This window comes from Marinococcus halophilus, assembly GCF_002265875.1.
Taxonomy (GTDB): Bacteria; Bacillota; Bacilli; order Bacillales; family Marinococcaceae; genus Marinococcus; species Marinococcus halophilus.
The window spans coordinates 49,834-73,079 of the sequence record NZ_NPFA01000011.1 but is presented as its reverse complement, the minus strand read 5'-3'; the positions used below and the strand labels follow the sequence as shown (position 1 = coordinate 73,079).

General features: G+C 39.5%; 23 protein-coding genes. 14 read left to right on the top strand and 9 right to left on the bottom strand.

From position 1 onward, the window contains the following. Positions 1 to 122: 122 nt before the first annotated feature. Genes CHL76_RS11990 through CHL76_RS11975 form a run of 4 tightly spaced genes read right to left on the bottom strand, consistent with a single transcriptional unit; the run spans position 123 to position 4,083 of the window. On the bottom strand, positions 123 to 716 hold the full coding sequence (locus tag CHL76_RS11990) for a response regulator transcription factor (protein ID WP_158219173.1): 594 nt from the start codon (positions 714 to 716) through the stop codon (positions 123 to 125). Next, entirely contained in the window at positions 688 to 2,055 is a 1,368-nt protein-coding gene (locus tag CHL76_RS11985; protein WP_094908686.1) for a sensor histidine kinase, read from the bottom strand. The genes CHL76_RS11990 and CHL76_RS11985 overlap by 29 nt, the downstream gene beginning before the upstream one ends. Before the next feature lie 2 nt (positions 2,056 to 2,057). Continuing rightward, complete coding sequence (locus tag CHL76_RS11980; protein WP_233133394.1) at positions 2,058 to 3,020, bottom strand: alpha/beta hydrolase family protein; 963 nt, start codon at positions 3,018 to 3,020, stop codon at positions 2,058 to 2,060. A gap of 49 nt (positions 3,021 to 3,069) precedes the next feature. Continuing rightward, a complete protein-coding gene (locus CHL76_RS11975) occupies positions 3,070 to 4,083 on the bottom strand; it encodes a helix-turn-helix domain-containing protein (protein WP_094908685.1) in 1,014 nt (337 codons plus the stop codon). 478 nt (positions 4,084 to 4,561) lie between these two features. Here CHL76_RS11975 and CHL76_RS17210 point away from each other — a divergent pair, with 478 nt between their 5' ends. From CHL76_RS17210 to CHL76_RS11965, 3 genes are all read left to right on the top strand, one after another. Continuing rightward, a complete protein-coding gene (locus CHL76_RS17210) occupies positions 4,562 to 4,714 on the top strand; it encodes a ribbon-helix-helix domain-containing protein (RefSeq protein WP_022795260.1) in 153 nt (50 codons plus the stop codon). Between the two features lie 218 nt (positions 4,715 to 4,932). Beyond that, entirely contained in the window at positions 4,933 to 5,718 is a 786-nt protein-coding gene (locus CHL76_RS11970; RefSeq protein WP_022795261.1) for a ParA family protein, read from the top strand. Further along, positions 5,690 to 6,061: a hypothetical protein gene (locus CHL76_RS11965; RefSeq protein WP_094908684.1), complete on the top strand. Its 372-nt coding sequence runs from the start codon at positions 5,690 to 5,692 to the stop codon at positions 6,059 to 6,061. The genes CHL76_RS11970 and CHL76_RS11965 overlap by 29 nt, the downstream gene beginning before the upstream one ends. Before the next feature lie 121 nt (positions 6,062 to 6,182). Here CHL76_RS11965 and CHL76_RS11960 read toward each other — a convergent pair whose 3' ends face one another. Then, the gene (locus CHL76_RS11960; protein WP_094908683.1) at positions 6,183 to 7,352 is read right to left on the bottom strand and encodes a replication initiation protein; all 1,170 of its coding nucleotides are present in this window, start codon (positions 7,350 to 7,352) and stop codon (positions 6,183 to 6,185) included. 1,012 nt (positions 7,353 to 8,364) lie between these two features. On the opposite strand from CHL76_RS11960, the gene dpaL reads away from it, so the two are divergent. The 5 genes from dpaL to CHL76_RS11935 all read left to right on the top strand — a co-directional run bounded on the left by dpaL (position 8,365) and on the right by CHL76_RS11935 (position 14,176). Continuing rightward, positions 8,365 to 9,591 (top strand): diaminopropionate ammonia-lyase, encoded by a 1,227-nt coding sequence (gene dpaL, locus CHL76_RS11955; protein ID WP_094908682.1) that lies wholly within the window; start codon positions 8,365 to 8,367, stop codon positions 9,589 to 9,591. A 194-nt stretch (positions 9,592 to 9,785) separates the two neighbouring features. Beyond that, entirely contained in the window at positions 9,786 to 10,916 is a 1,131-nt protein-coding gene (locus tag CHL76_RS11950; protein WP_094908681.1) for an ArgE/DapE family deacylase, read from the top strand. 92 nt (positions 10,917 to 11,008) lie between these two features. Next, entirely contained in the window at positions 11,009 to 11,677 is a 669-nt protein-coding gene (locus CHL76_RS11945) for a GntR family transcriptional regulator (RefSeq protein ID WP_233133392.1), read from the top strand. Positions 11,678 to 11,703: 26 nt separating this feature from the next. Continuing rightward, positions 11,704 to 12,870 (top strand): M24 family metallopeptidase, encoded by a 1,167-nt coding sequence (locus CHL76_RS11940; protein ID WP_094908680.1) that lies wholly within the window; start codon positions 11,704 to 11,706, stop codon positions 12,868 to 12,870. A 397-nt stretch (positions 12,871 to 13,267) separates the two neighbouring features. Further along, positions 13,268 to 14,176, top strand: a complete 909-nt coding sequence (locus tag CHL76_RS11935; protein WP_094908679.1) for a DMT family transporter — start codon at positions 13,268 to 13,270, stop codon at positions 14,174 to 14,176. Positions 14,177 to 15,011: 835 nt separating this feature from the next. Here the strand turns inward: CHL76_RS11935 and CHL76_RS11930 are convergent. Further along, complete coding sequence (locus CHL76_RS11930) at positions 15,012 to 15,743, bottom strand: SDR family NAD(P)-dependent oxidoreductase (protein ID WP_094908678.1); 732 nt, start codon at positions 15,741 to 15,743, stop codon at positions 15,012 to 15,014. A 149-nt stretch (positions 15,744 to 15,892) separates the two neighbouring features. On the opposite strand from CHL76_RS11930, the gene CHL76_RS11925 reads away from it, so the two are divergent. After that, positions 15,893 to 16,405 (top strand): PadR family transcriptional regulator, encoded by a 513-nt coding sequence (locus tag CHL76_RS11925; protein WP_094908677.1) that lies wholly within the window; start codon positions 15,893 to 15,895, stop codon positions 16,403 to 16,405. On the opposite strand, the gene CHL76_RS11920 is transcribed toward CHL76_RS11925, so the two are convergent. Continuing rightward, positions 16,402 to 17,172 (bottom strand): SDR family oxidoreductase, encoded by a 771-nt coding sequence (locus CHL76_RS11920; RefSeq protein ID WP_094908676.1) that lies wholly within the window; start codon positions 17,170 to 17,172, stop codon positions 16,402 to 16,404. The two genes, CHL76_RS11925 and CHL76_RS11920, sit on opposite strands and share 4 nt — an antisense overlap. 108 nt (positions 17,173 to 17,280) lie before the next feature. On the opposite strand from CHL76_RS11920, the gene CHL76_RS11915 reads away from it, so the two are divergent. The 5 genes from CHL76_RS11915 (at position 17,281) to folE (ending at position 21,120) form a co-directional block, all read left to right on the top strand. After that, positions 17,281 to 18,669 carry a DHA2 family efflux MFS transporter permease subunit gene (locus tag CHL76_RS11915; protein WP_158219172.1) on the top strand — a complete coding sequence of 463 codons (1,389 nt, stop codon included), beginning with the start codon at positions 17,281 to 17,283 and terminating at the stop codon, positions 18,667 to 18,669. 235 nt (positions 18,670 to 18,904) lie between these two features. After that, the gene (locus tag CHL76_RS17205; RefSeq protein ID WP_179124000.1) at positions 18,905 to 19,042 is read left to right on the top strand and encodes a hypothetical protein; all 138 of its coding nucleotides are present in this window, start codon (positions 18,905 to 18,907) and stop codon (positions 19,040 to 19,042) included. Between the two features lie 186 nt (positions 19,043 to 19,228). Continuing rightward, entirely contained in the window at positions 19,229 to 19,708 is a 480-nt protein-coding gene (locus tag CHL76_RS11910) for a nucleoside deaminase (protein WP_094908674.1), read from the top strand. A gap of 161 nt (positions 19,709 to 19,869) precedes the next feature. Further along, a complete protein-coding gene (locus CHL76_RS11905; RefSeq protein WP_094908673.1) occupies positions 19,870 to 20,214 on the top strand; it encodes a YflT domain-containing protein in 345 nt (114 codons plus the stop codon). A gap of 333 nt (positions 20,215 to 20,547) precedes the next feature. After that, positions 20,548 to 21,120 carry a GTP cyclohydrolase I FolE gene (gene folE, locus CHL76_RS11900; RefSeq protein ID WP_094908672.1) on the top strand — a complete coding sequence of 191 codons (573 nt, stop codon included), beginning with the start codon at positions 20,548 to 20,550 and terminating at the stop codon, positions 21,118 to 21,120. 447 nt (positions 21,121 to 21,567) lie between these two features. On the opposite strand, the gene CHL76_RS11890 is transcribed toward folE, so the two are convergent. Both CHL76_RS11890 and CHL76_RS11885 read right to left on the bottom strand, forming a co-directional pair. Further along, positions 21,568 to 22,020, bottom strand: a complete 453-nt coding sequence (locus tag CHL76_RS11890; protein WP_094908670.1) for a ferritin-like domain-containing protein — start codon at positions 22,018 to 22,020, stop codon at positions 21,568 to 21,570. 220 nt (positions 22,021 to 22,240) lie between these two features. Beyond that, positions 22,241 to 23,224, bottom strand: a complete 984-nt coding sequence (locus CHL76_RS11885) for a formamidase (protein ID WP_094908669.1) — start codon at positions 23,222 to 23,224, stop codon at positions 22,241 to 22,243. Between the last annotated feature and the right edge of the window lie 22 nt (positions 23,225 to 23,246).

Sequence of the window (23,246 nt, the reverse complement as noted above, 5' to 3'; positions counted from 1 at the left end):
TGGTTTTGAAACCCTTTCTTTCCATTTCTACATTTATTTTAATCAAAAGAAAAAACGAAAGGGAGGGTTAAAATACTAACCCTCCCTTTCGTTCTAGTCGCTTACTCACTGTATTGAGATTATCAAAAGTTTTTGGCTTTTTTAACCTTTTTCTTTGCCTCTCGGAGTTGCATTTTTATTGTCTCAGGCGATTTAATAAGCTTTTGGGCAATATCCTTTTTTGTACATCCCTTCTTGTGAAGAATATAAACTTCCTTCTCTGGGGGTGTCAGATCACGCATATCCTTTTCTTGACGATAGGATTTCAATAACGTTTGTGCTGCATCCCCGTGAATGAGAGGTTTGCCTGCATAAACACTTTGGATCATGATTGGTAAGTCTTCATAAGAATTTTTGGTAATATAATTTACCGCGCCTGCTTGGAAAGCTTCATCTATCGTGTCTTCATCGTCCCATGATGTTAGGACGATTGCATGATTAAACGATCGTTCTTGAAATGCTTTCGTAAGTTTCAGTCCTTGTAATTCCTCTTGATCCTTGTCTAAAGATAAATCAATTAAAGCAATATCTATTTGTTTTATATCTATAGCCAATGCTTCTTCATAACTCTTGGCTATCACTGAGACATGCATCCCGCCTTGCTGTTCTAAATATTCCGAGAGCAACGTGGACCATATAGAATCATCCTCAATGATAGCTACCCGTATTTGGGGCATTACTATACCTCCTACTTGTGCCAGGCGAAAACCAGACATATTTGGACTTTGGAAACCATAACGAAAAGGTAGTCCCACGGTTTTTCTGACTTTGAACTGTAACGTCTCCACCATGCTGCTGCATAATATTGAAACAATAAGTTAGCCCTAAACCATAGCTTTCCGTCTGCTGTTTTTTTGAATAGAACGGATCCATTACTCGCTGGCTTTCCAATTTATCCATACCTGGACCGTTATCTGTAATATCTAGCACCATATACTTTCTCGCCTCGTACACATCGATACTTATATCTCCATTTCCTCTCAGTGCTTCTTTGGCATTCTTAATAATATTATTAATGACTTCCTGAATATGAATAGGATCGCCATAAAACGAATGTTTAGAACGAATGTGAGTATGGATCTCGATATTGTCGTCTGCTAACAAAAGTTCTTTTTGAGCAGCTTTTATTAACAAATGCGGATCGAAATTCTCTCGACGTAGTTCAATAGTATCTAATTTGCTTTGTACTCTTTGCGATAGTTCACGCAAATGCTGGGTGGTTTGCTGCATCATGTGGAGGTTTTCTCGCTGACTTTCCGACAGTAAATCCTGATTAAATTGTTTGACCATTAAATCCAATTTACTTACTTCATTTTTAATTGCGTGATTAAATAACGATGTACCGGATTTCTGTGCTTGCACGCTGCGCGACTGCTGCACAAATTGCACTTGAACACCAAGAAATCCGTATTTAACAACAAATACACAAAACAATATGAACTGAAATCCAATAATATAGGTATTGTATCGCCACATACCCGAAATATTCATAGCTTCTAAAAGAATGTTTGTTACAAGTGCAAAAGAAAGAATGGGAACGATAATAATAGCTGTTAATATTTTTTGTTTTTTAATCGATAGCCTCGTTTCTTTCCATGCAGTATATACAAGCAGACCGTTGCAAACTAAAACATAGGGGGTAACCCACACGGCAAAAAATTGATGATTCAGTAAAAAATCAGGATAAATTTCGGTTGAGAATAACATACTTATAGCAGGCATTAAAAAAAGAATGGTCCATATTTTTTTCATTTTTTGGTTTTGAAATATGTCACTATATATAAGCGCAAACATTAAAACAGCTACCGGTGTCCAAAAGTGACCCACCGAGCTCAAAATACTATCGGCAATAAGAATATAGCTTGGCCGATCTGTGCCTGCTCCTAATACACTGGCCAAGCCACCAGCCCCCCCACCAAACCCGATCGAAGCAGCCCACCGTGTCGTCTCACTATATGGATAAACAGCGATTAAGACCAATGCCATGAGCCAAAGCAAAATAACTAGTACTACCATAGTTATTGAGGTCCTAAAGATTTTTGAATAAATGCCTTGGTTTCTTTCGCAATAGCCCGTTTTTTAAAAACAAATCCTGCATGACCGCTGTTGTATATCGAACGTGCCGGTCGCCCCCAGGTTTCCCATAATTTATTTGCATCCTGATTACTTACGTATTGGTCATGCTTTGCACTCATAAGTAAAATATTATCTTGAGATATTTTAGGTGTTGCTTCGCTTGGATCAATGATACGCCAATACTCCGCTAAATTTTCGTACTCTACCCCATGATCTTTCAAATCCTGTTTGATGTACTTGCCAGCCGGCGTGTGGTAAATAGCGTATGACATACGATTAGCATAGAAAACAGAAATCAGAGCATCAATCTCTTCTTCCAATGTAGCTAATAAATTAGAAATAAATCCACCTAAACTAATTCCAACGACAATGACTGGTCCCCCATGATACGTTTTCAGCCACTTTATTAGACCTCGTAGTTCTTGAATGGTCTGCTGGACTGTATCAATTGTTCGAGCAATATTAGCAGAAATCATCATTTCTCCACTATACGAGGAAGCTTCAGGCTCTCGTTCTAAGTGATATGGCATACAATAATAAAACATATTCCATCCTTGCTTTTGAAACGTCTCGTGAAAAATACTTTTTGTACGATCATGTGAATCTGCTCGCCATCCGTGGACAAAGACAATGTTAGGAGCTGACACATGTTGAATATACGCTTCGCCAGACAAAATTTGATTCTCTTTATGCTCTGCTTTGATCGCACTTTGAGCTTGAAATGTACCCTCTAAATAATGTTTGCTTGGAAGAAGGTTAAATGAAAGATCAAGATCGGTTGCAGCATAAAATTGTTCTCGTTCGTCTTGTCTTGGCACCCGCCTGGGAGGAGCATATTGATAATTTTCACTTTTAACTTTGTGAAGTTGGTTTAAAGCATATTTATCGATCCATTTTGCTATCATGATTTCAATCATCCTAACTAAGTATTAAATCTAATTAAAGAATAGCTGATTATTTATTTTCTCGTCTTTCAGCCAACATTGCCTTGAAATGTGCTTTCTCTATTTCTAAATTTGAATTGTTATCCGTATCTAAAGTTAAAGAAGAATTTTCGTCGGCAAATAAAGATGTTTCTAATCCTCCGTCTTGATTCATTCCTTTATTCTTAATAGCGTCCAGCCTTGTTTGAGAAGCTATATGCTTTTCTATTTCACTTTTGATCGTGATAAACAAGTAATCGCTAGGTTTATTAACTTTAGCATTGGTTTTTATATTTCTAATCGCGTTTTGAAGAATTATGAAGAAGGTTTCTTCATAATTCTCTAATAAAATTAATTGATCATTATCTTTTTCTACTTGATTTTTCGATCTAAATAAAATGCCGATCCACTCATATAATTCTTGATAAGAGTCACTAAAATTATCTAACGCATAAAAGATTTTATTTGGGAGTACAGATTTTAAACTAGCTTTTAACAGTTCTTCTTTATTCTTTTCTTTATCATTATATTTTTGTTGGGGAGAAAAATCTTTAAAATTCGTTTCTTTTTGTTTCTTTTTATTAAAGCTATTATTGTTTGAGTTATTACTGTTAGTGCCCAAATTATCGGTACTTGGATTAACCGTATTCGGTTTTTTAGGGTGTGGATCCGTATTCGCAATTTTTTGGTACGGGTTACTTTCTTCCTTTTTAGACTCTACTGGAACAGCTAAAATAGAGTATATATTTCGATCAAATTTTGCCCCTTCTTTACGTTGCCGTGTAATACGAATATACCCGCGATCAACTAAGTATTTACGCCACTTATAATACGTATCTTCTGACATACCTAATTCATCGCATTGCAGACTGACACTAGGGAAGGCTGTCCTTTCACCATCCCCATTTGTGCCAGCAAACGAGCACATATAAGAATAAATAAGTTTTGATTGTTTTGGAAGTGTTTTATCACGCATAACTCTTTGAGCTATTAGTCCATAACCATTTTCATAAATAGTGCCCTCAAATTGAATTACTGTATCCATGCAAAATTCCTCCTTCTAGATATCCCTGCTAGAGACTCCCTAGAAAGAGGAATAAAATGCAAGTATAGGTTCTTCTCTTACATTTATTCATGACAAACTTTGAAAAACAGTATATAAAATTTAGCAAAAGGTTCAAAATTTTTCATCTCTATGATACGCTAAATTTCAAGATGTTTTTAGAGAGATCTCTGTTTATAGTACCTAGGCGGCCAAACCGGATACTATGAGCAGGGATTTTTTCATGTATTATTTTTTATAAAACGTCTCATCGAAGCTTCACTTACTAATATATTTCCTAATAATAGCAATAAGTTCCTTTCTTTATAAGTCCCTATCTTTATAAGCCCCTACTAATAAGAAAAATTGTAGGAATTAGAAATTTAAAAATTGTTTCGTTGAGAATAATCGTATATTATAATAATATACAGTAATTGTAACGTGTATTAAAAAGATACACAATAAGCAGGAGGAATTTCTTTTGTCCCAAATTGTAAATATGCGATACCCTAAAGAATTATTAGATCGAATTGATAAATTTAAACAAGATAAGGGATTTCAAACTCGTACCCAAGCCATTATTTACCTATTGCAATATGCATTGGAGCAATCTGAGAAAGACAAAAACAAATAAAAGAAGTGAGTATCTAACTCCTTGCTTCTATAAAAAGCTTAGATACTCTTTTATTTAATAATCAAGTTCGTTATTGAATAATATACTATTATGTTTCATTAAACTGAAACATAAACTTTTAAGTTTATGAATACATTTAAATTTCAATAAACTATGGCATTTACATTTTATATTATGTATACTTTTAATAGAAACAATTACATAAGCGGGGTGACACGATGACGACAACGATCACATTTGGCATACAAAAAGGCGGCGTAGGAAAAACATTAACATCTGGAGTTACTGCCTATCTGCTATCTGAAGCAGGTTACAAAGTACTTTGTGTAGATATGGACTCCCAAGGCAATCTAACACAGTTTATATCTGGTATTGATGACCTATCCGAATTTGAAAATGAAACAGTTTTAGAAGCAATCAAAGAGCAAGATGCCAGGCCATATATCAAAGGAATCAGCGAGAACCTTCATCTACTTCCTTCTGACGATTACTTGGCGACCATTGGCCAGTTTTTGTATCAGGAGTATGATGGCAATCGTTCCCTTGCATTGCACCACACTCTCGAGCCTGTACATAAGTTTTATGATTTTATTATTATCGATACTCCTCCCGCTCTTTCAGAGCAGACGATCAATGCACTGAGTACCTCTACGCACGTGGTGATCATGTTCGAAACTAGCAAATTTTGTTATTCAGCAGTTCCTCGCTTTATTGATACCGTTTTGACAACCAAAGAACGGCTCAATCCAGATCTTGAAATTGCAGGTATTCTGCGAACCCTTGCTGATGCTAAGCGCGTAGATTCCCAGGCAATGATTCAATTAATTGAAAACGAGTACCCGAACTATGTTTTTGATACGGTTATTCACCGACGAGCGACAACGGGACGGCTTCCTATTTACGGTCTCGTCAATAACTCAGAATCCAATCAAGCATTCAGTTATCATAAATCATTTGTAAAGGAGTTGATGGATCGTGTCAGAAGCGAAAAAACAAACCAATAAAGGAACAGATAAAGTACTTGAAAACATGACACAGCGTAAACAAAGACCTTCTCCAGCTAATATGTTTTTTGACGACCAAGAAACATCGGATAAAGATGAAGCAAGCGGGGAGCAAAATGACACCTCTGGTGAGAAAGAAAATTCAGAGGAAACTTTCTGGTCTAACTTTGGTCAAAAAAAGGAAAAGGTTGAAGACACCCATAAACGGGGAACATTTTTAATTCGGAAAGATTTGCTTGAAGAATTTAATCGTCTTGCAGAAGGCCAAGGCAAAGGCTTTAAAACGCAAGCTATCAATTACGCTTTAGAAAACTTGATTAAAGAAATAAAACAAAACAGATAACATGTAAACAATAACGTAAACTGAAATGTTTCAGTTTACGTTATTGTTTTTTCAAGGATCCGTATTTAAGTATGAGAAAGGCGTTCAGCATATTAATATACCGAACGCCTTTCTTTATTATCTATTTTGTTAAATAAGGTAGCCAATGATTTTTTACAGTCTCGAGCTCCTCATTAGAATATCCTTCTTCATTTAACCGTCGTTCTAATTCATCTTCAACCATCCATTTTGGAATCGGGCCGGAATTATTTCCTGAGTACTTTTTAATAAGATCTTTTACAATTAGTTCCGCCATTTTAGGTTCTGGAAGACTCTTCTTTTCGTATTCAATATCAGCAATTGATGATTCGAAGGGAAGTGTTTGGCTGGCTGCATAATCTTTCCGTATGGCATCTATTAACGCTCCGGCTAAATTATGAAACTGGTTTTCATTTTGAGAAGCAATGTGTTCGATGTTTCGAATAACTTTGTCTTTTTCATGCTCGGTCAAAAGTTTTTTTGCTTGTTTTTCGTCAATTCCATACGTAATGAGCAACTGAATGATTTCATTGTTATCGTTCTCTTCGATTGCATTTTCGACGTATTTGTCATTGGGTTGGATGGCAAACGTTAAAGCTGCTACCTTTCTACCTTCTTTGATTTCAACATATGAAAACGTTAAATCTGTGTAATTTTCTAATTCCTCTTGGGCTTTTTTTAGAATACGATTTTTGAAATTGGCATAAGGTTCATATTTTCCTTCTTCGATATTTAATAGCTGTCGAAGTTCTGGAATGGAGTAACTCACCTGGTGGCGAAATTCGTCTTTTTTTAACAACTCGTACATACGCATAGAATATTCACTTCGCAATCGAAGGACGTTCCTTAATTTGAATGGCGTAAAGCGTTGTTTTAATTCTAACAAGTAAGGTTTCATTTTTTGAGAAAATTCGAGCTCCACGCATCCTTGACCATGAAAATATTCGCTTGACGCTACCCAATTTACGTATAATTCCGATTTTTCTTTCTGGATATATGCGCCTTTCTGTTGCAAACCGAGCACGATGTTCTGCACTTTTCGGTAATAGTTTTTGGTCTGAATACCCAGAATATCAGCAATATCTTTTACTTTTACTCTGTGTATTTTAAAATCGTTATCTTCTTTATGTATTAACGAAGCAAAGGCATAAATGATCCGACGTTCTTGAATAGTGAGATCCTGGCGGGACATGATGAGATCGTTGGACTGTGTGACTGTATGCTCAGGCGATATTTCAGAGACTCCAGGTAAATTCATCTGTTCGCTCACCATGCCGCTTCACTCCTCCCAGTTATTAGTAAGTTAATTATAATTACTGCTTCTCTCTTCTGTCTACTCCTCTTTTTGTAATAGTTATTCGATGAAACAACATTATTCAAATTTTCACCTTGTTGTTTACATCGTTTATTTATTTAACAACTAAATTACAATGATTAATAATTAGAGAGCTCTGCACGCCTCTCGTATTAAGGGTTTCAATTTTGAACTATTACACATTTAGGAGTAAACTATTACACATTGGGGAGTGAACTATTACAATTAAGGGAGTCTAACTATTACACATTGAGGAGTGAACTATTACAATTAGGGGAGTGAACTATTACACATCGAGGAGTAACTATTACACATTAGGGAGTCCAACTATTACAAAAAGAGGAGTGCAATTTTGTGAATTATATGTCTCTAACTATTACACATTGAGGAGTTTAAAAGTTATAAATGTTTAAATTTGTTATTACATTTATGTAAATGTTTCAGTTTTAATGAATTTTGCATAAGTATAATAATATTTTATTTTTTTTTTTCGAAGAACAAACTGAATTTAAACTTAAAGACCAATCGTAAAATGTATGTAATGCTAATAACTATTACACATTGAGGAGTCAATTTTAAGAAATAGTTTTCCAAAGAATTGATACACTTTAACTTTTGATATTAGATAACAATAATTAAAATATAAAAGTAAACTTAACAAATTAATAAAACTGTTATGTTTATGTTTACTTAAACATTTAATTATTGTGCCTTTTATTGTAGTCCTTTGAGCAGATCTAACGGGGGATTAGAAATTTAATGAGTTGTATTGGAGGTGACTTAAAATTATTGATTACTTAAATAGTAAGAACTTTTATTTAAACTATTACATAAACTAAAACGTTTTTGTAATAGTTTAAAGTATGAATAGTATGAGTAATTTATATGTTACTAGTAGTTGAAAAAAATATTACATGTGATATATTACATTATACATACACTTAAGTTATATCGATCAGGAGCGAATAACATGAAAAAAACGACCGAAGCGTATTCGTACGTAACAAATAAAAATGTTTCTTCCACTACACATGAAGACTCGGCTTATTTTTCTGCAGAGAAAATCGGCAAAGTCTGGCGATTCCAACAAACTCATAAAAAATATACAAACACTCCGCTTTATTCGTTACGCCATCTGGCAAACTATCTTGGTGTAAAAGATATCAAAGTGAAAGATGAATCGACACGTTTTGGCTTAAATGCTTTTAAAGTCATGGGAGGCATTTATGCCGTCGCTAAATATTTAGCTGAGCTTTTAGATAAAGATGTTGATAACCTTTCCTTTGAAGAGCTGCAATCAGCAGAAACAAGAAATGCCCTTGGAGACATTACATTTATTACGGCGACAGACGGGAATCACGGACGCGGATTGGCGTGGGCAGCTAGAGAATTAGGCCAGGAAGCTGCCATATATATGCCCAAAGGATCGCAGCCATCTCGATTGGAGGCTATTCAAAATGAAGGAGCATTTGCTGAAATAACAGAGTTAAATTACGATGCAACTGTACGAATGGCTGCAAGACTGGCGAAAGAAAACGATTGGGTAATGGTTCAAGATACGGCATGGGAAGGTTACGAGAAAATCCCTCTCTGGATCATGCAGGGCTACGCGTCGATAGCACATGAAATTGTCCAAGAAATGGATAAAACAGATGATCCAGCACCCACCCATGTTTTCCTTCAAGCAGGTGTGGGTTCATTTGCTGCAGGGATTGCAAGCTATTTGAAGCAACATTATCAAGGTCAAGCGCCTAAAATTATTGTGGTGGAACCGGACAAAGCAGAATGCTATTATCGTTCTTTTTTAAATACTCATAATGAAATGGAAATAGTAGAAGGAGAAATGGATACCATCATGGCTGGTTTGGCTTGCGGAGAGCCGAGCAGTATTGCGTTCCGGCTCTTGAGCCACTATGCTGCTGCTTCGTATTCATGTGGTGACAGCATCGCAGCTTTAGGGATGAGGATTTTAGGTAATCCCCTTCAGGGTGACCCACGAATTATTTCAGGAGAATCAGGGGCGGTACCACTTGGATTACTGTATCGCTTGCGCACGAAGGAACGAGATAAAACATGCGAAGCGATTAACCTGGATCAGAATGCCAGAGTGTTAATTATCAGCACCGAAGGTGATACAGATCAACAGCATTACAGGAACATCGTCTGGAATGGTTGTTTTCCAAATGAGTGCATCTAATAATTTTAAGACTACTTCTGCCATTATTAAAAATATTGATCGGTTTTGAGAAACAGCCAATAACTTTTTCTAAATATCGTCCTTTTATCCGGAAACATGGCCATTGTCTTTATACCTGAAAGGGCGTTTCTTTTTCATAATCACTTTGCGCCGTCAAATTGTTGAATGTCCTTATGATTTAAAGGAGGAGCCAGATGACCAGCGAGAAAATATTACGTTTATTGCAAGAATTAATACAAATTCCGTCTGTTAACCCCGGTTTATGCCCGCAGGAAGGTTATAATGAAGAAAAGATTGCAATATATATTGTAGATTGGTTGACCGCCAATGACATAAAAGCTCGCTTGGAATATATAGAAGGTTCACGTCCTAATGTTGTTGCAGAAGTGGGTGAAGATGATGGGCCTACATTGTGTTTGTGTGCCCACTTAGACACAGTTAGCGCTATGGGAATGGAAATCGATCCCTTTGATCCAAGATTAGAGGCAGGACGTGTTTACGGGAGAGGGAGCTGTGATATGAAAGCTGGTATAGCGGCGATTATGGGCGCAGCTGTTGACATAGCCGAAGAAGGAAATATAAATGGTAAATTAATCGTGGCCTTAGTTTGTGATGAAGAGTACAAAAGCATCGGAGCAGAGCATTTTGTATCGAAATATAATGCTGATGCATGCATTATCACAGAACCTACGGATATGAAGCTGGTAGCTGCACACAAAGGCTTTTTGTGGGGGAAAGTTACTACACATGGAAAGAGTGCTCACGGAAGCAGGTGGGATTTAGGGCAAAGTGCTATCACGAAAATGGGGCCTATTATTACAGCCCTGGATCAATTTGATAAGAGTATATTACGCAATAAAACGCATGATTTATTAGGGCCGGCCTCTATGCATGTAAGCCTTATTGATGGAGGAACTGAAATATCCACCTATGCTGCCACTAGTGAGATGCATTTTGAACGAAGAACACTGCCATCGGAAGAATATCAACACACCACCAATGAAATAGAAAGCGTAATAAAAGACGTGGAGGAATGGGCTCATATCAATTGGGTATTTGAACGAAAACCATCTGTATGCTCTTTAGATGACTTCATTGTTCAAACAGCTTCTTCGTCTTTTCAAGAATTAATAGGAGAGAAACCAGAGGTAGTAGGATGGGATTTCTGGACAGACGCAGCTGTTTTTCAACAACGGGATATTCCTTCTATCAATTTGGGCCCTATTGGTTATGGTTTGCACGAACCCGTTGAATGGGTCGAATTTGATTCTATGCTTCAAATTCAACGAGTCTTGGTGGATACAGCTAAACGTTTTTTGAAATAAATCTAGTTGCTGAAGTTTTTAGTGAAGACTGGCTCATTCGTTGCGTAATCGCTCATACTACGTCATGTCTAATAATAGGAGTGCATTAAAAAATGGTGAAGAATGAAGGAATGAAGATAAAACGCACATTTATGCGAGATGAAGCATACAGTATTCTTCGTGAATGGATTATGATTGGAAAGCTTGAGCCTGGTTTTAAGCTTAGAGACCAGGAGCTTTCTGACATGTTAGGAATTAGTCGTACACCGGTCAGAGAGGCTTTACTGCGGTTAGAAGATGAGGGGTTGGTTGTTACTTATGCTAACCGTTGGACTTTAGTGGCCTCTATTAACCTTGAAGAAGCTGAGCACATTTATCCTATTGTCCAATCATTAGAAAACTTAGCCATTGAACAAGGGTTCAATTATTTCTCTGCCGAAACCATTGAAAAACTTAAAATGCAAAATGAAGATTTTAAAATAAAGATTAAAAGTGGAGATAAGTTTGCTGCTCTACAAGCAGATAATGATTTCCACCATACCATTGTAGAGTTAGCAGCAAACCCGGAACTAACTAAATTACTAACAAATTTAAAAACAAAAGTGCAACGCATGGAAATTCATTATTTTAGTGAGGTGGATAATAGTCTTGAATCTTATGACGAACATGAAAGAATAATTGAGGCCTTGAAAAGTCATGATAAAACTTCAATTAAAAAAACGGTGAGCGCTAATTGGGAAAATAGCTTACAAAGGATTCGCCAAACTCAAGGTTCTGAATAATCGAGTGATTGTTAAGGAAGGGAAGCATGGACTATATGGAGGAACTAAACTTTACAGAAACCGACATTCGTCAACGAGTACTCAATTGTCAAAAAAGGTTGAAACAAGAAGAATACACCGGTCTTATCCTTTCCGCAGAACCTAATATTAATTACTACTCTGACTTCCGAACTCATGCGCCCTGGAGTACTATGGCTAGGCCGATATTTCTATTTATAGGTCACACGGGTCTTCCAATTCTCTATGTTCATGTATTTCAATACCCAGAGGCGAAAATGATCGCCAAAGGATGCGAGGTCCGCTATTATGAAAATTTATTTAGTGCCATAGAATCGGAATTGGCAGGGATCATGCAGGAATTAGATATGGCAAAGGGGAAAGTTGGCGTTGAAAAAGGGAAGGAACAATTGATTGGTTTTAATGTAAATGTGTATGAAGCGTTAAAAAAGAATTTACCTCAAGCGACATTTTTTGATGCTTCTAAACTGATATGGAGTCAAAGAATGATAAAGTCAGAAAAAGAAATTAATTGCATAAAACGAGCCTGTGATGCCACAAGTTACGCCCATGAGCAAACCTTCGCTGCTATTCAACCAGGAATGACAGAATGGGAAATAGCTCGTTTGGCCCAACAATATATGTTAGATGGAGGAGCAGACTATCCAGGGTTTGTTCTGATCACTTCAGGTGCAGGTAATTACGATCGTTTAAGCAAAACAGCAACCGAACGTGCGCTTTCCAAGGGAGACTTTATTTTTTTAGATCTTGGAGCCAAATACAATGGGTACTGGTCAGATTTCAGCCGTACAGGTTTTTTGGGCAAGAAAGATGAGCAGCGCAATTTTTATCAAGACAAAATACATGAAGTAACCATGAATACCATAGAACATATAAGCCCGGGGGTGCCTGTGACGGAGGTAGTAGATATATGTACTGCTGAAATAAAAAAAGCAGGTATTTCCACCAATTTTGAGTGTGGCCGGCTGGGACATGGCATGGGTCTCATGAGTACTGAGCCTCCGTCTATTATGAAAGAGGACAACGCCATTTTAGAGGAAGGAATGATTATTAATTTAGAGCCAGGAATAGTCAATGAGCTTGGGGCTTTCATTCTGGAAGAAGACCTTGTGATTACGAAAAATGGTTGTGAAATTTTATCCGGGGCGAATAGAAATGTTCATTTTATTGTATAGTATAAAAATTATTATGACTTATCTGAGCAAATGTATAAGTTAATAATGACTATTCCTCAGTTTTTGAGTACTCATGGTAGGGGGAGGCAAGTCTCTACTAAATTTAAAGTGATCCCAACAAAGGAAAAAACGCCTATGCGGGCACGATACGAACTCTCGCTAGACTGTTGCCATGTCCTTTGGTAAATGGTCTTATGTTATTATAATGATATATGTACGAATCAACTTTTTCGACTTTAATAGAATAGGTAAGGGGCGTACATCAACGGATGCTAAATGCCTTTAAATTTAGCTAAGGATAGAAGGGTCCGATCTTGGCATTTTTTATGATGTTATGAAAAGCACCTAAAGTTGATCCTAAAAAATTTCAATAATCAAACTGGAAAGGCTCAAAACAATGAAAAAATATCTTTTTTTATTGGGCATTAGTCTCATGTGGGGTTCCCAATTTTATTTCGCCGAACAAGTATTAGACACGGTGGAGCCGATGGCCTTGGCGGCAATTCGTTCGACGATAGGAGCATGCACGTTAACGTTACTTGCAATACTTCTCCCTCATTCTTCAGCTCCAGTGAAAACAGGCTTTCGCTGGCGTCGTTATACTTTATATGTTGTTATCGCCTTGCTAGAAGCGGTATTACCTTTCTTTTTAGTTGCCTGGGGTCAAAACCAGGTGAATAGTAGCCTAGCCTCTATTCTTATTGGGACCACCCCTTTATGGACGGTGTTGATTGTATGGCTATTATTTCGAGAACGGTTACATCGAAATCAAGCGTTCGGTGTCATGCTTGGTTTTATTGGAGTCATGATTATTTTCATTCCCCGTATTAGTTATGCTGACGCCACAATCTTCTCTGGAGAAACCGCTGGACTGGTAGCTCTTTTGATGGCTGCTGTTAGTTATGCTAGCGCCCTTATTTTGATGCAATATCTTCCGACGACCTCGGTTGTTCTGTCCATGCGAAATATTTTATGGTGCGCTGTCATTCTCTTATGGCCAGCGGTGTTGGTTATGGATAATTCTTGGCCAAGGCTCTATCCAGCGGATCTTCTCCCCTTATTCATCATAGGTATTTTTCAAACAGGGCTCGTGTATTGGTTGTATACGCTTCTAGTTCACAGAGAAGGACCGGTGTTTGCTTCTTTTTCGAACTATTTGGTGCCCTTAGTGGGGATAGTTCTCGGTTCGTTTTTTTTGAATGAAAGCATAACAATATCGATGATCATTGGTGTTATCGTTGTTATTGGTTCAATAATGTTAAGCCGCACACAACCTTACTATTCTTCATACAACGACAAGATTTAAAGTTCATTTTTCATGATGCTGACGGCAAAATTAAGCTAAACAATAGGAAACTTATGCGCAAAATGAAATCTTAGTTTTCCGGGTAGTCCATAGTCAGTCTCGGAAACAGCCGCCCACGACTAAGGAAAAGCCTAAGAAGGCGCTGACGATACTCGTGCAAAACATTCGAGCTTGGAGTGGGGGTATAACTACTGGCGGAGGGGTCAACATCCAAGCCGTAAACTTGGCCGGTCGATCAACTAAAACGCCTGTACCGGCTTATGAAAATTTATAATTTTAGGCTGTTGTGGAAAGCTACGGCGTAAACAGCGGTTTGTTCTTGTTCGGGGTATCCCGAGGTTTAAATAACGGTCCCCATGAAAATTTTTTTAATTACTGAAATCCGAGGAATAATACCTGCCGGATTCGTTTTATATCATTTAGAACAACCTAGCGGAAGCGACTCATCGCTATATTGAATTTTGCGACTACTAGCAATACCAGGAATATTTAAACGGCTTATCCCTGTTGGATTACTGGAATAAGCCGCTTAAAAGTTTTACTTGCTCTCATTTCTATTTAAAAGGAGTCAGTTTAATAATAAGAAGATCGTTGTTTTTATAATTTTAGAAGCCTAATGATGTGATCCGTTTACTGTTAATCGTTCCTTTAATCAATCAACTGTTGTTATAATTTCGATTTATTTTAATAGCATTCATTAAATAGCATAAATTATAAAAGCAACCGATGGCTCGCAAGGATCCGCCGGTTGCTTTTAGTGCTAGCCACGTACTGACAAAAGAAAACATATGTTAACTCTAATATATTTAATGTAATTGGAACAGAATAAAGGGAATTATTGGGATGTGAAGCCACCATCAATGACCAGTTCAGCCCCGGTAATAAAGCTAGCTTCCTCCGAAGCTAAGAACAAGACCGCTTGGCCGACTTCTCTTGGTTTGCCTAAACGTCCAAGGGGAGTTGCTCCCACCAGTCGTTGAAGCGTTTCTTGAGATTCCTGCAATCCTTTCGTCATCGGCGTTTCAATTACCCCGGGGAATACGGCATTGACACGAATACCACTGGGGCCATACTGCACACTGGCAGCCCGAGAGATGGCTCGTACCGCTCCTTTAGAAGCAGTGTAAACATTCAGTCCCATGCCGACCTGAGCGGTGTAACTAGAAATGTTCACGACGGCGCCTTCTTGATGTTTTTTCATATAAGGGACCACGTGTTTCATTCCGGCAAAAGCGCCGAAGCCATTGATGTTCATCATTGTTTCCCAATCAGCTGCTTCTATTTCTTCGATGGTTTTCTCACTAGAAATACCAGCGTTATTAACTAGGACATCAATGCGCTGATACTTTTGATAAACGTCATCAGCTAATTGCCGCCAGTGTTCTTCGTTGGAAACATCTACATATCTAGCGTCAATTCCTTCTTTGGATAAGTCGTTCAGCCTCTGCTCACTCACGTCTGCCGCGATGACTGTAGCTCCTTCGGCCTGAAACATGAAAGCCATTTCTTTTCCCATGCCCGAAGCTCCGCCTGTAATCATAACTACTTTATTAGCAAAACGTTCCATTGTACCTTCTCCTTCATGTATCATCGTTTTATGATAGTTTAAAAGCACCGTTAAACATTCTTTGGCTCGTCATTAGTTTTTCGGTTGATCCTTTCCCAATAGAATTCAGTATAACAAGATATGAACAAACGAAAAGGAGAGCAACATCAATGGCAATAAAAATTCTTATTTTGGGGCTTTTAGAGAATAACCCCTCTCATCCCTATGAAATGAAACAACGGTTGCAACAACATGGATGGGACCAAATTTTCTCCCTCACAGATGGCAATCTTTATCATGCTACCCGGCAGCTACGAAAACACGAATACATTCAAGCCGTGAAAAACGAGAAAAACAACAAGCGGCCGAGCCGAACCATTTATCAAATAACTGCGGCTGGATTCGAACATCTGCAAAAGAGTATTCTCGAGGTGTTTCAGCAACGACGAGATGAGGCAAAGGCGTTATATCCAGCCTTATTGTATATTCATCTTGTTCCTATAGAGCCGGTGAAACAAGCGATTCAAACGTGGATCGAAGAACTGGAAATGGTTGAGCGACAACACAACAAGTTAAAAGGTTCTATACCTGAACTAATAGCGGATCATTATATTTCTCACCACCAATTTCAAAAAAATTGGTTAGGAAGAGTACAGCAAGTACTTGAGGAGGGTAAGCTCTAATAGGCAGACCAGCCTCCATCCGCTGGAATAACTGCTCCATTAAGAAATGAAGCATGTTCCGATCCTAAAAATAAAGCAATATGAGCGATCTCCTCCGAGGTGCCTGCTCGTGGCATTAGATTCAATCCTTTGGTAGCTGCTTTCATTCCGTAGGTATCTGGAGTTTTTCCGCTTTGGGTGATAGCTGTGGGCACTTGACTGGGAGCAATGGCATTAGCTCGTATATGTTGATCAGCATAATGGGCTGCTATATTTTTAGTCATGCCGACCACAGCATGCTTGGAAGCCGTGTAGGCTAAGCCGCCTCGGCCTCCAGTAAGTCCTGTAATCGAAGCCATATTTACGATTACGCCTTGTTGCTGCTGTTGGAACAGCTCCAGCATTTTTCTGGTCACACGCATCGTGCCTGTCACGTTAACATTGAAGACGTGCTCCCATGTATCGTCGGGAACACGGTCTGCGGCCTCCATGTTATCCATAACGCCGGCATTATTAATCAGAATATCGATACCGCCAAAATGCTTATAAGCGTTAGTGATAGCGTGCTGCACATCGTTCTCGACGGTCGAATTCATTGGGAGAGTCTGAATCATCGATGGGCCGTATGTTTGGGCAAATGCTTCTTGTGTTTTCTGTAAGGCCTGCTCATTGATGTCGGCCAACACGATGTTAGCTTTTGCTTGTCCATAGGCTTCACCAATGGCTTTGCCAATGCCATTAGCTCCGCCGGTAATAAATACAACTTTTCCTTCAAGGTCGGGGTACATAGGACTTCTCCTTTCGTCTTGTTTCCATTAAAATTAACATATATTATATACTTTGCGCAAAGTATATAATATATTAGACTGAATATGAGCAATAGTTTGAGGTGTATTATGAAACAACAGAAATGGACCGTATGGACGGTTGTTAGTATCAATTTTCTTTTCTTGCTTAACCAATTTTTGCTGATCACAGCTTTCCCTACCATCATGCAGGAATTTCAGGTTAATGCTACCGAAGTTCAATGGTTAACCACTGCTTTTTTACTGACGGCGGCCATCATGATTCCTATTAATGGCTATTTCGTGGATCGCTTTACGCTCCGATTCTTGGTATTAGTGTCTCTTGCTTGTTTTTTGGTGGGAACGGTGGCCGGTATTTTGGCGCCGTCCTTTCTACTATTAGTCGTGGCACGGATTATTCAAGCAATTGGCGCTGGCATTATGCTCCCGCTGGCCCAAACGGTTCTTCTATTGGTTTATTCATCGGAGAAACGCGGCCAGGCCATGGGTATTTTAGGATTGGTCATGAACGTAGCGCCGGCGATAGGGCCGGCAATGTCCGGTTTGATCATTGATCTCTGGGACTGGCGCATATTGTTTTGGATGATTTTGCTCCCGCTTGTAGGGTTAATAGTTATTACTTATTTGTTTATCCAAAATATAACAGAAACAAAAGCAGCTCAATTCGACGTGTTTTCGTTTATCCTATCAAGTATCGGTTTTGTCGCCTTCTTGTTAGGTGTAAGTATGATTAATATGTATTCCTTCGAGGACTTGCGGGTCATAGGTACGATCGGTTTAGGCGCCGGGGCGTTTGTATGGTTCGGGTATCGCCAACTCCGTCTTTCCATTCCTTTACTTAATATAAAGGTCTTTGCTTATGGTCCGTTTTTATTCGCTACTCTGTCGATATTTTTGATCTCGTTGTTATTACTCTCCGCAGAAACGTTAATCCCATTATTTGCCCAAAGTGTTCAGGGACTATCTGCTTTTACCTCGGGCATGATTCTGATGCCAGGGACGTTCCTGCTGGCTTTATTTTCTTGGATTAGTGGCCTTTTATATGATCGTTACGGCAGAAAGGTGATTGGCGTGGGTTTCGTTCCTCTTTTGATTTCGGTCGTGATGTTTAGTTTGTTTCAGCCAACGACCTCCTTTCTCACCGTCACTGTTGCATTCATGTTTTTCATGTTAGGTATCAGCATCACTATGATGCCTCAGGTGGCATTTGCGATGAACCATTTACCAGCTTCTATCATGCCTCATGGGACAGCGGTGATTAATGCTCTTCGTCAATTTGCCATGGCGATTGGGGTAACAGCGTTGACGACTATTGTAACGGTTTCCAGTCAGGGGCAGGATCATTTATACGAAGGCACGAGAAATGCGTTTTTGACCATGGCTGTATTAGGTGTAATATCATTGGCCTTTTTTGTAGTTAGTAATAAAGGGAATAACAAGAGGGGGACTAGCAAGAATCGTCAGAGCCATGATGTTTAAGGTATTGTTAGCTTCCCTGATAGAAAACAATGCCTCTTAAAAGAGTCATTACAAGCATATTGCTAACGGGAGGGGGTAAAAGATGGCTTGCACGACGACGATACAGTACTCTTTATAAAGCGAAAAACGGTGTTTCTATAATATTTTGCTGCGAAGAGAGAAACGTATAATCACGTCCGAGTTTTAAAGGGCCCCTAGATTACCAGCCGAAGGATCCTTATGAGGAGGGATAATGATGGAAGAGTACCTGGGGCAGTGCAGCGTTTGTGGTAAAGAGATCTACTGCAGGGATGGTTTCTTTGAAGGTGTACATGAAGGTGGGCGTCTGTATTGCTTTGAATGTTTTAAGCAATTACGACAGCACTCGGTTTAGAAAGTAACCAAGGGTATACCAATCTTAAAATGTGCTTCTAAGCGGCTTCCTCTGCAATCAAAAAGTTAACTTCTCGGAGAAGTATTTGCGATTGTTTTCTATCAGAGGCGTAAATGAGAAGTCTACAGGGTATAAGAACTTGAGCTTTGAAAGGTTTTCAATTGATAAACAAAGGAGAGGAGCACCATGGATCCTATTCATCGAACAATCCAATTAGCCGAACAAAATGTCGAACGCGGAGGCCGTCCTTTTGCTTGTGTCATTATGAAGGGTGACAAGCTTGTGGCTGAAAGTACTAATCAAGCGGCTCAAACGGATGATCCGACCGCCCATGCCGAAATATTGGCGATTCGGGAGGCCTGTCAAAAAGAACAGACCGAGCATTTAACAGATTGCACGATTTACATTTTGGCTAGCCCTTGTCCCATGTGTTTAGGGGCCATTTATTACTGTAGTCCCGAAAACGTTGTATACGTGGTCTCAAGAGAAGAATACGAACCTTTCTACCGGGACGATCGCAAATATTTTGAGTTAGATAATTTTTACGAAGAATACTGCAAACCTATGGATGAACGGCGGCTGCCCGTGCAGAAGCACTTTCTTCAAGCAGGTGTAGACGTCTACAAGCAATGGAATCAAAAACATGGCACCAAATACGCTACGTAATATCATCCTATGAATAACCAAGTCTTAAGAAATAACGATTAATGACGAAACCGAATGAGTATTAAAATCAAGACGTTGATTAAGGATTACCCTTAGGGAGGTTTGACGCGTATGCGTTCCCGGACCAGCGAAGATATTATCTTTGAGGAGGCTATTTGACGATGAAACCCTATGTACGCGAATACACGAACGACGAACAAATTCAGCACGATGTGCAAACACTGGCGAATAAAGGCATTGATCGCAACGATATGTACGTCATGAGCCATGACGACGACCGGACGGATCGAATTGCGGGTAGTGTGCATGCTAACGAACCTACCGATGATGAGCTTAATGTTGATTCGGCAAATCGTTTCTCCAAAAAAGGAGACGAGTTGCGCTATAAACTGCAAGAACTTGGTTTCAACAGTCAGGAAGCAGAAGATCTGGAAGACGAGCTCGATGAGGGCAAAGTATTGTTAATGGTTCAGGGTGATCGAAACCCAGACGAGCTCTTAAAATAGAACAATGCAATCCAGGCTGGCTTCTTGAAAAGAAGCTAGCCTATTTGTATGTATATTTGCATAAAGCTACTTGCCTAATAGAACGTTAGTTAAGTATCTTCAACCGCCAGACTCTAATAGTGACTGTTGCGGAAAATATCCTGGAGGAAAAGTAGAAAATTGTGCTTAACCGATATGTTCTCTTTTACATAAACCTCCCGAAGGTTCGTTAAGCATTAGTATGAAAAACTTCGTTCCAAGCATTATTATGGTTTTGTGTTACCACTAAACGTATGTTATTTTACAATGATACCTGAAGGATTGTATAAAGGGGTACGAAAGGAAAGTGGTTGTATGAACAGCTTTGATCACGAAAAAATTAAACAAGGCGTCCAATTACTACTTGAAGGGATAGGGGAGGACCCCCGGCGGGAAGGCCTGTTGGAAACTCCGGACCGGGTCGCTCGTTTTTATAAGGAAATCTTTTCGGGTTTAAATAAACCCTCTCATACCTATTTGGAAACAAGCTTTACTGACGATCACGAAGAACTAGTGCTCGTGAAAGACATCTCTTTTTTTTCCGTATGTGAACACCATCTTGTTCCATTCTTTGGCCAAGCGCACGTGGCTTACATTCCGAAAGAGGGAGAGGTTACGGGGCTTAGCAAACTCGCAAGAACTGTTGAAGCGGTCGCTCAGAAGCCCCAGCTCCAAGAACGAATGACCTACACCATCGCTAACAATATCATGTCGGTACTCCAACCACACGGGGTCATGGTGATTTTAGAAGCGGAACACCTGTGTATGGCTATGAGAGGCGTTAAAAAACCGGGCGCTGTAACCGTCACTTCTGCCGTTCGAGGCCATTTTGCTCAGGAGCTAGCAGCACGACAAGAAGTTCTTGAGTTAATTAGACATCATAAATAGGGGGTGGTGCTACCTGGATGGAGAGCGCAGCGATGTAGGTTGCGCATATATAAAGATTACAATGAAACGAAGAATAGGAAGAATATCAACGTTAAGCTTGGAAGGCACGTTCAAGAAAAGCGGGTGATATCATCACTATGGAACGTAGCATCGCCCGTCGTGAAAGTTAGATCCTGTCTACTTTTTGGCCTTTTAACCGTGAAACTAAATCTGGCAGGGGGATTGTTAGAAGTAATGGATATGATGATGAAAAAACGCCAAGTCGGCACAGACTTGACGTTCTTTTTCACCTTTAATTTTACAAGGGTACATATGAGAATACGTTGATGATATTGTCGTTTGCTATAGAAAGCTATAGAAGACCAACAATGTTATTTTCCTGCATTTACTATGAGAAGTTCGAAACGGGGACTCGATTACTATCTTTCGTTTTTCTTACGAAAAGAATTAAGAGCTCCGGAAATCTTCAAGCATTCGTTCGATTTGTTCTTTATGGCCGGTTTCATCATCAATCAGATCGTCCAATTGATTTTGGAGTTCGATCATTCCTAATTCTTCCGCCTGTTGTCGACGTTCCATATACCGATCAATGGTCGCTGCTTCGGCGTCTCGAGCGGCTTCCAACATCTCTTGAACGTTAAAAGTTTGTTGAACGGCTGCGGGTTCTGTTACCGGTGTTCCGCCGAGCGTTCGAATCTTGGCGGCTAGATATTGAGCGTGCCCTTGTTCATCCCCAATCTCGGCTTCGAAAAAACTCCGCAGCATTGGGGTGTGAATCCCCGAAACTACCGCCGCGTAATTCGTGTACATGATGGCGGAGGCGTATTCGTTCGCCAAATCAACATTGAGCCCATCAATCAGTTTTTGTACCTTTGGATCAAACTGTCGTACTTGTACCATTCGCTTTTCCTCCTCAATGTATTAATCATTCTTTCCTTTTATACCCGGAGAGTGGGCAAGGCTACACATAATTAATCCATAAAAGCTTTGCCCGAACAATTTTTCAATGACCAAATATTTTTCGCGTGGGTGAAAATTTAAAGATCGCTGAGGCCTATGCTAAGAACTGCTTGGTCCTCAGCGACGTTGCTTCTCGTTGGGCCTGACGATAAAGCAATGGCTAATAGCTTCGTGGAGAAGGAAAACCATAACGACTGCCATCCGTATGCTGCACGTCGTTTTCCCATGGCAATCGATACGTACCGTTTTTTAAATCGTTCATGTACGTATAAGGGGCATCGGTCAATCCTTGCTCCACGGCCACGTACCCACGATGGCCTAATTGATAGATATTGTTTTCCACGCCCCAGTGGACACGAGCTTCTTGGGCTAAATCAGGACGAATCTCTCCGGTGATAATCTCATCTGCCCGATTTCCCCCCTGCGTGGTGACGGTGCCTTCGAAATCGACGATCATTGCGTCTCCCATTGAATCATTGACCCCGTCCGTCCCGCACATAGCCACCGAAGCAGTAAAAGCCAAGTTAGTAAAGGCGTTAGCTCGATTCGTAATTTCCCAGGATTGTTGAATTGGAGGAGTGTAACCGGCTGTTCGTAAAATAACATTAGCGCCTTTATAGGCCAATTCTCGACTTACCTCTGGAAACATTCCATCATGGCAAATGGCGAGACCTAACACACTGCCATTGGGGCCCTGGCAAACAGGCAGACCGGTGTCTCCTGGTTCCCAAGGCTCTGCAGGTACCCAGGGGTGCAGCTTGCGATAGTGTAATTGAATGACACCATGATTATCAATAATAAGACCGGTGTTGTATGGATTTCCATCTGGATTCACTTCCATAATGGAAAAACAGGCCCATTGATTAGTTCGACGACAACTTTCCTGTAGTTGCTGAACTTCAGGGCCGTCAACGCTACACATTAATTCTTTGCTCGTATCCATAGAGAGTCCGTGAAGCATATATTCTGGAAAAACAACAAGATCAATGGGGGCAATAAATTGTTTTGCTTTTTCCATCATGTCACAAACTTTTTGTGTTTGTTGTTGAAGATCTTCTTTCGAATGGATCATGGGGAGATCAAGTTGAACTAAGCCCACAACAACGCCATTTGGGGTTTTATTTAAGCCACCTAAACCATTCATGAAATTCCTCCTTATATTAGAA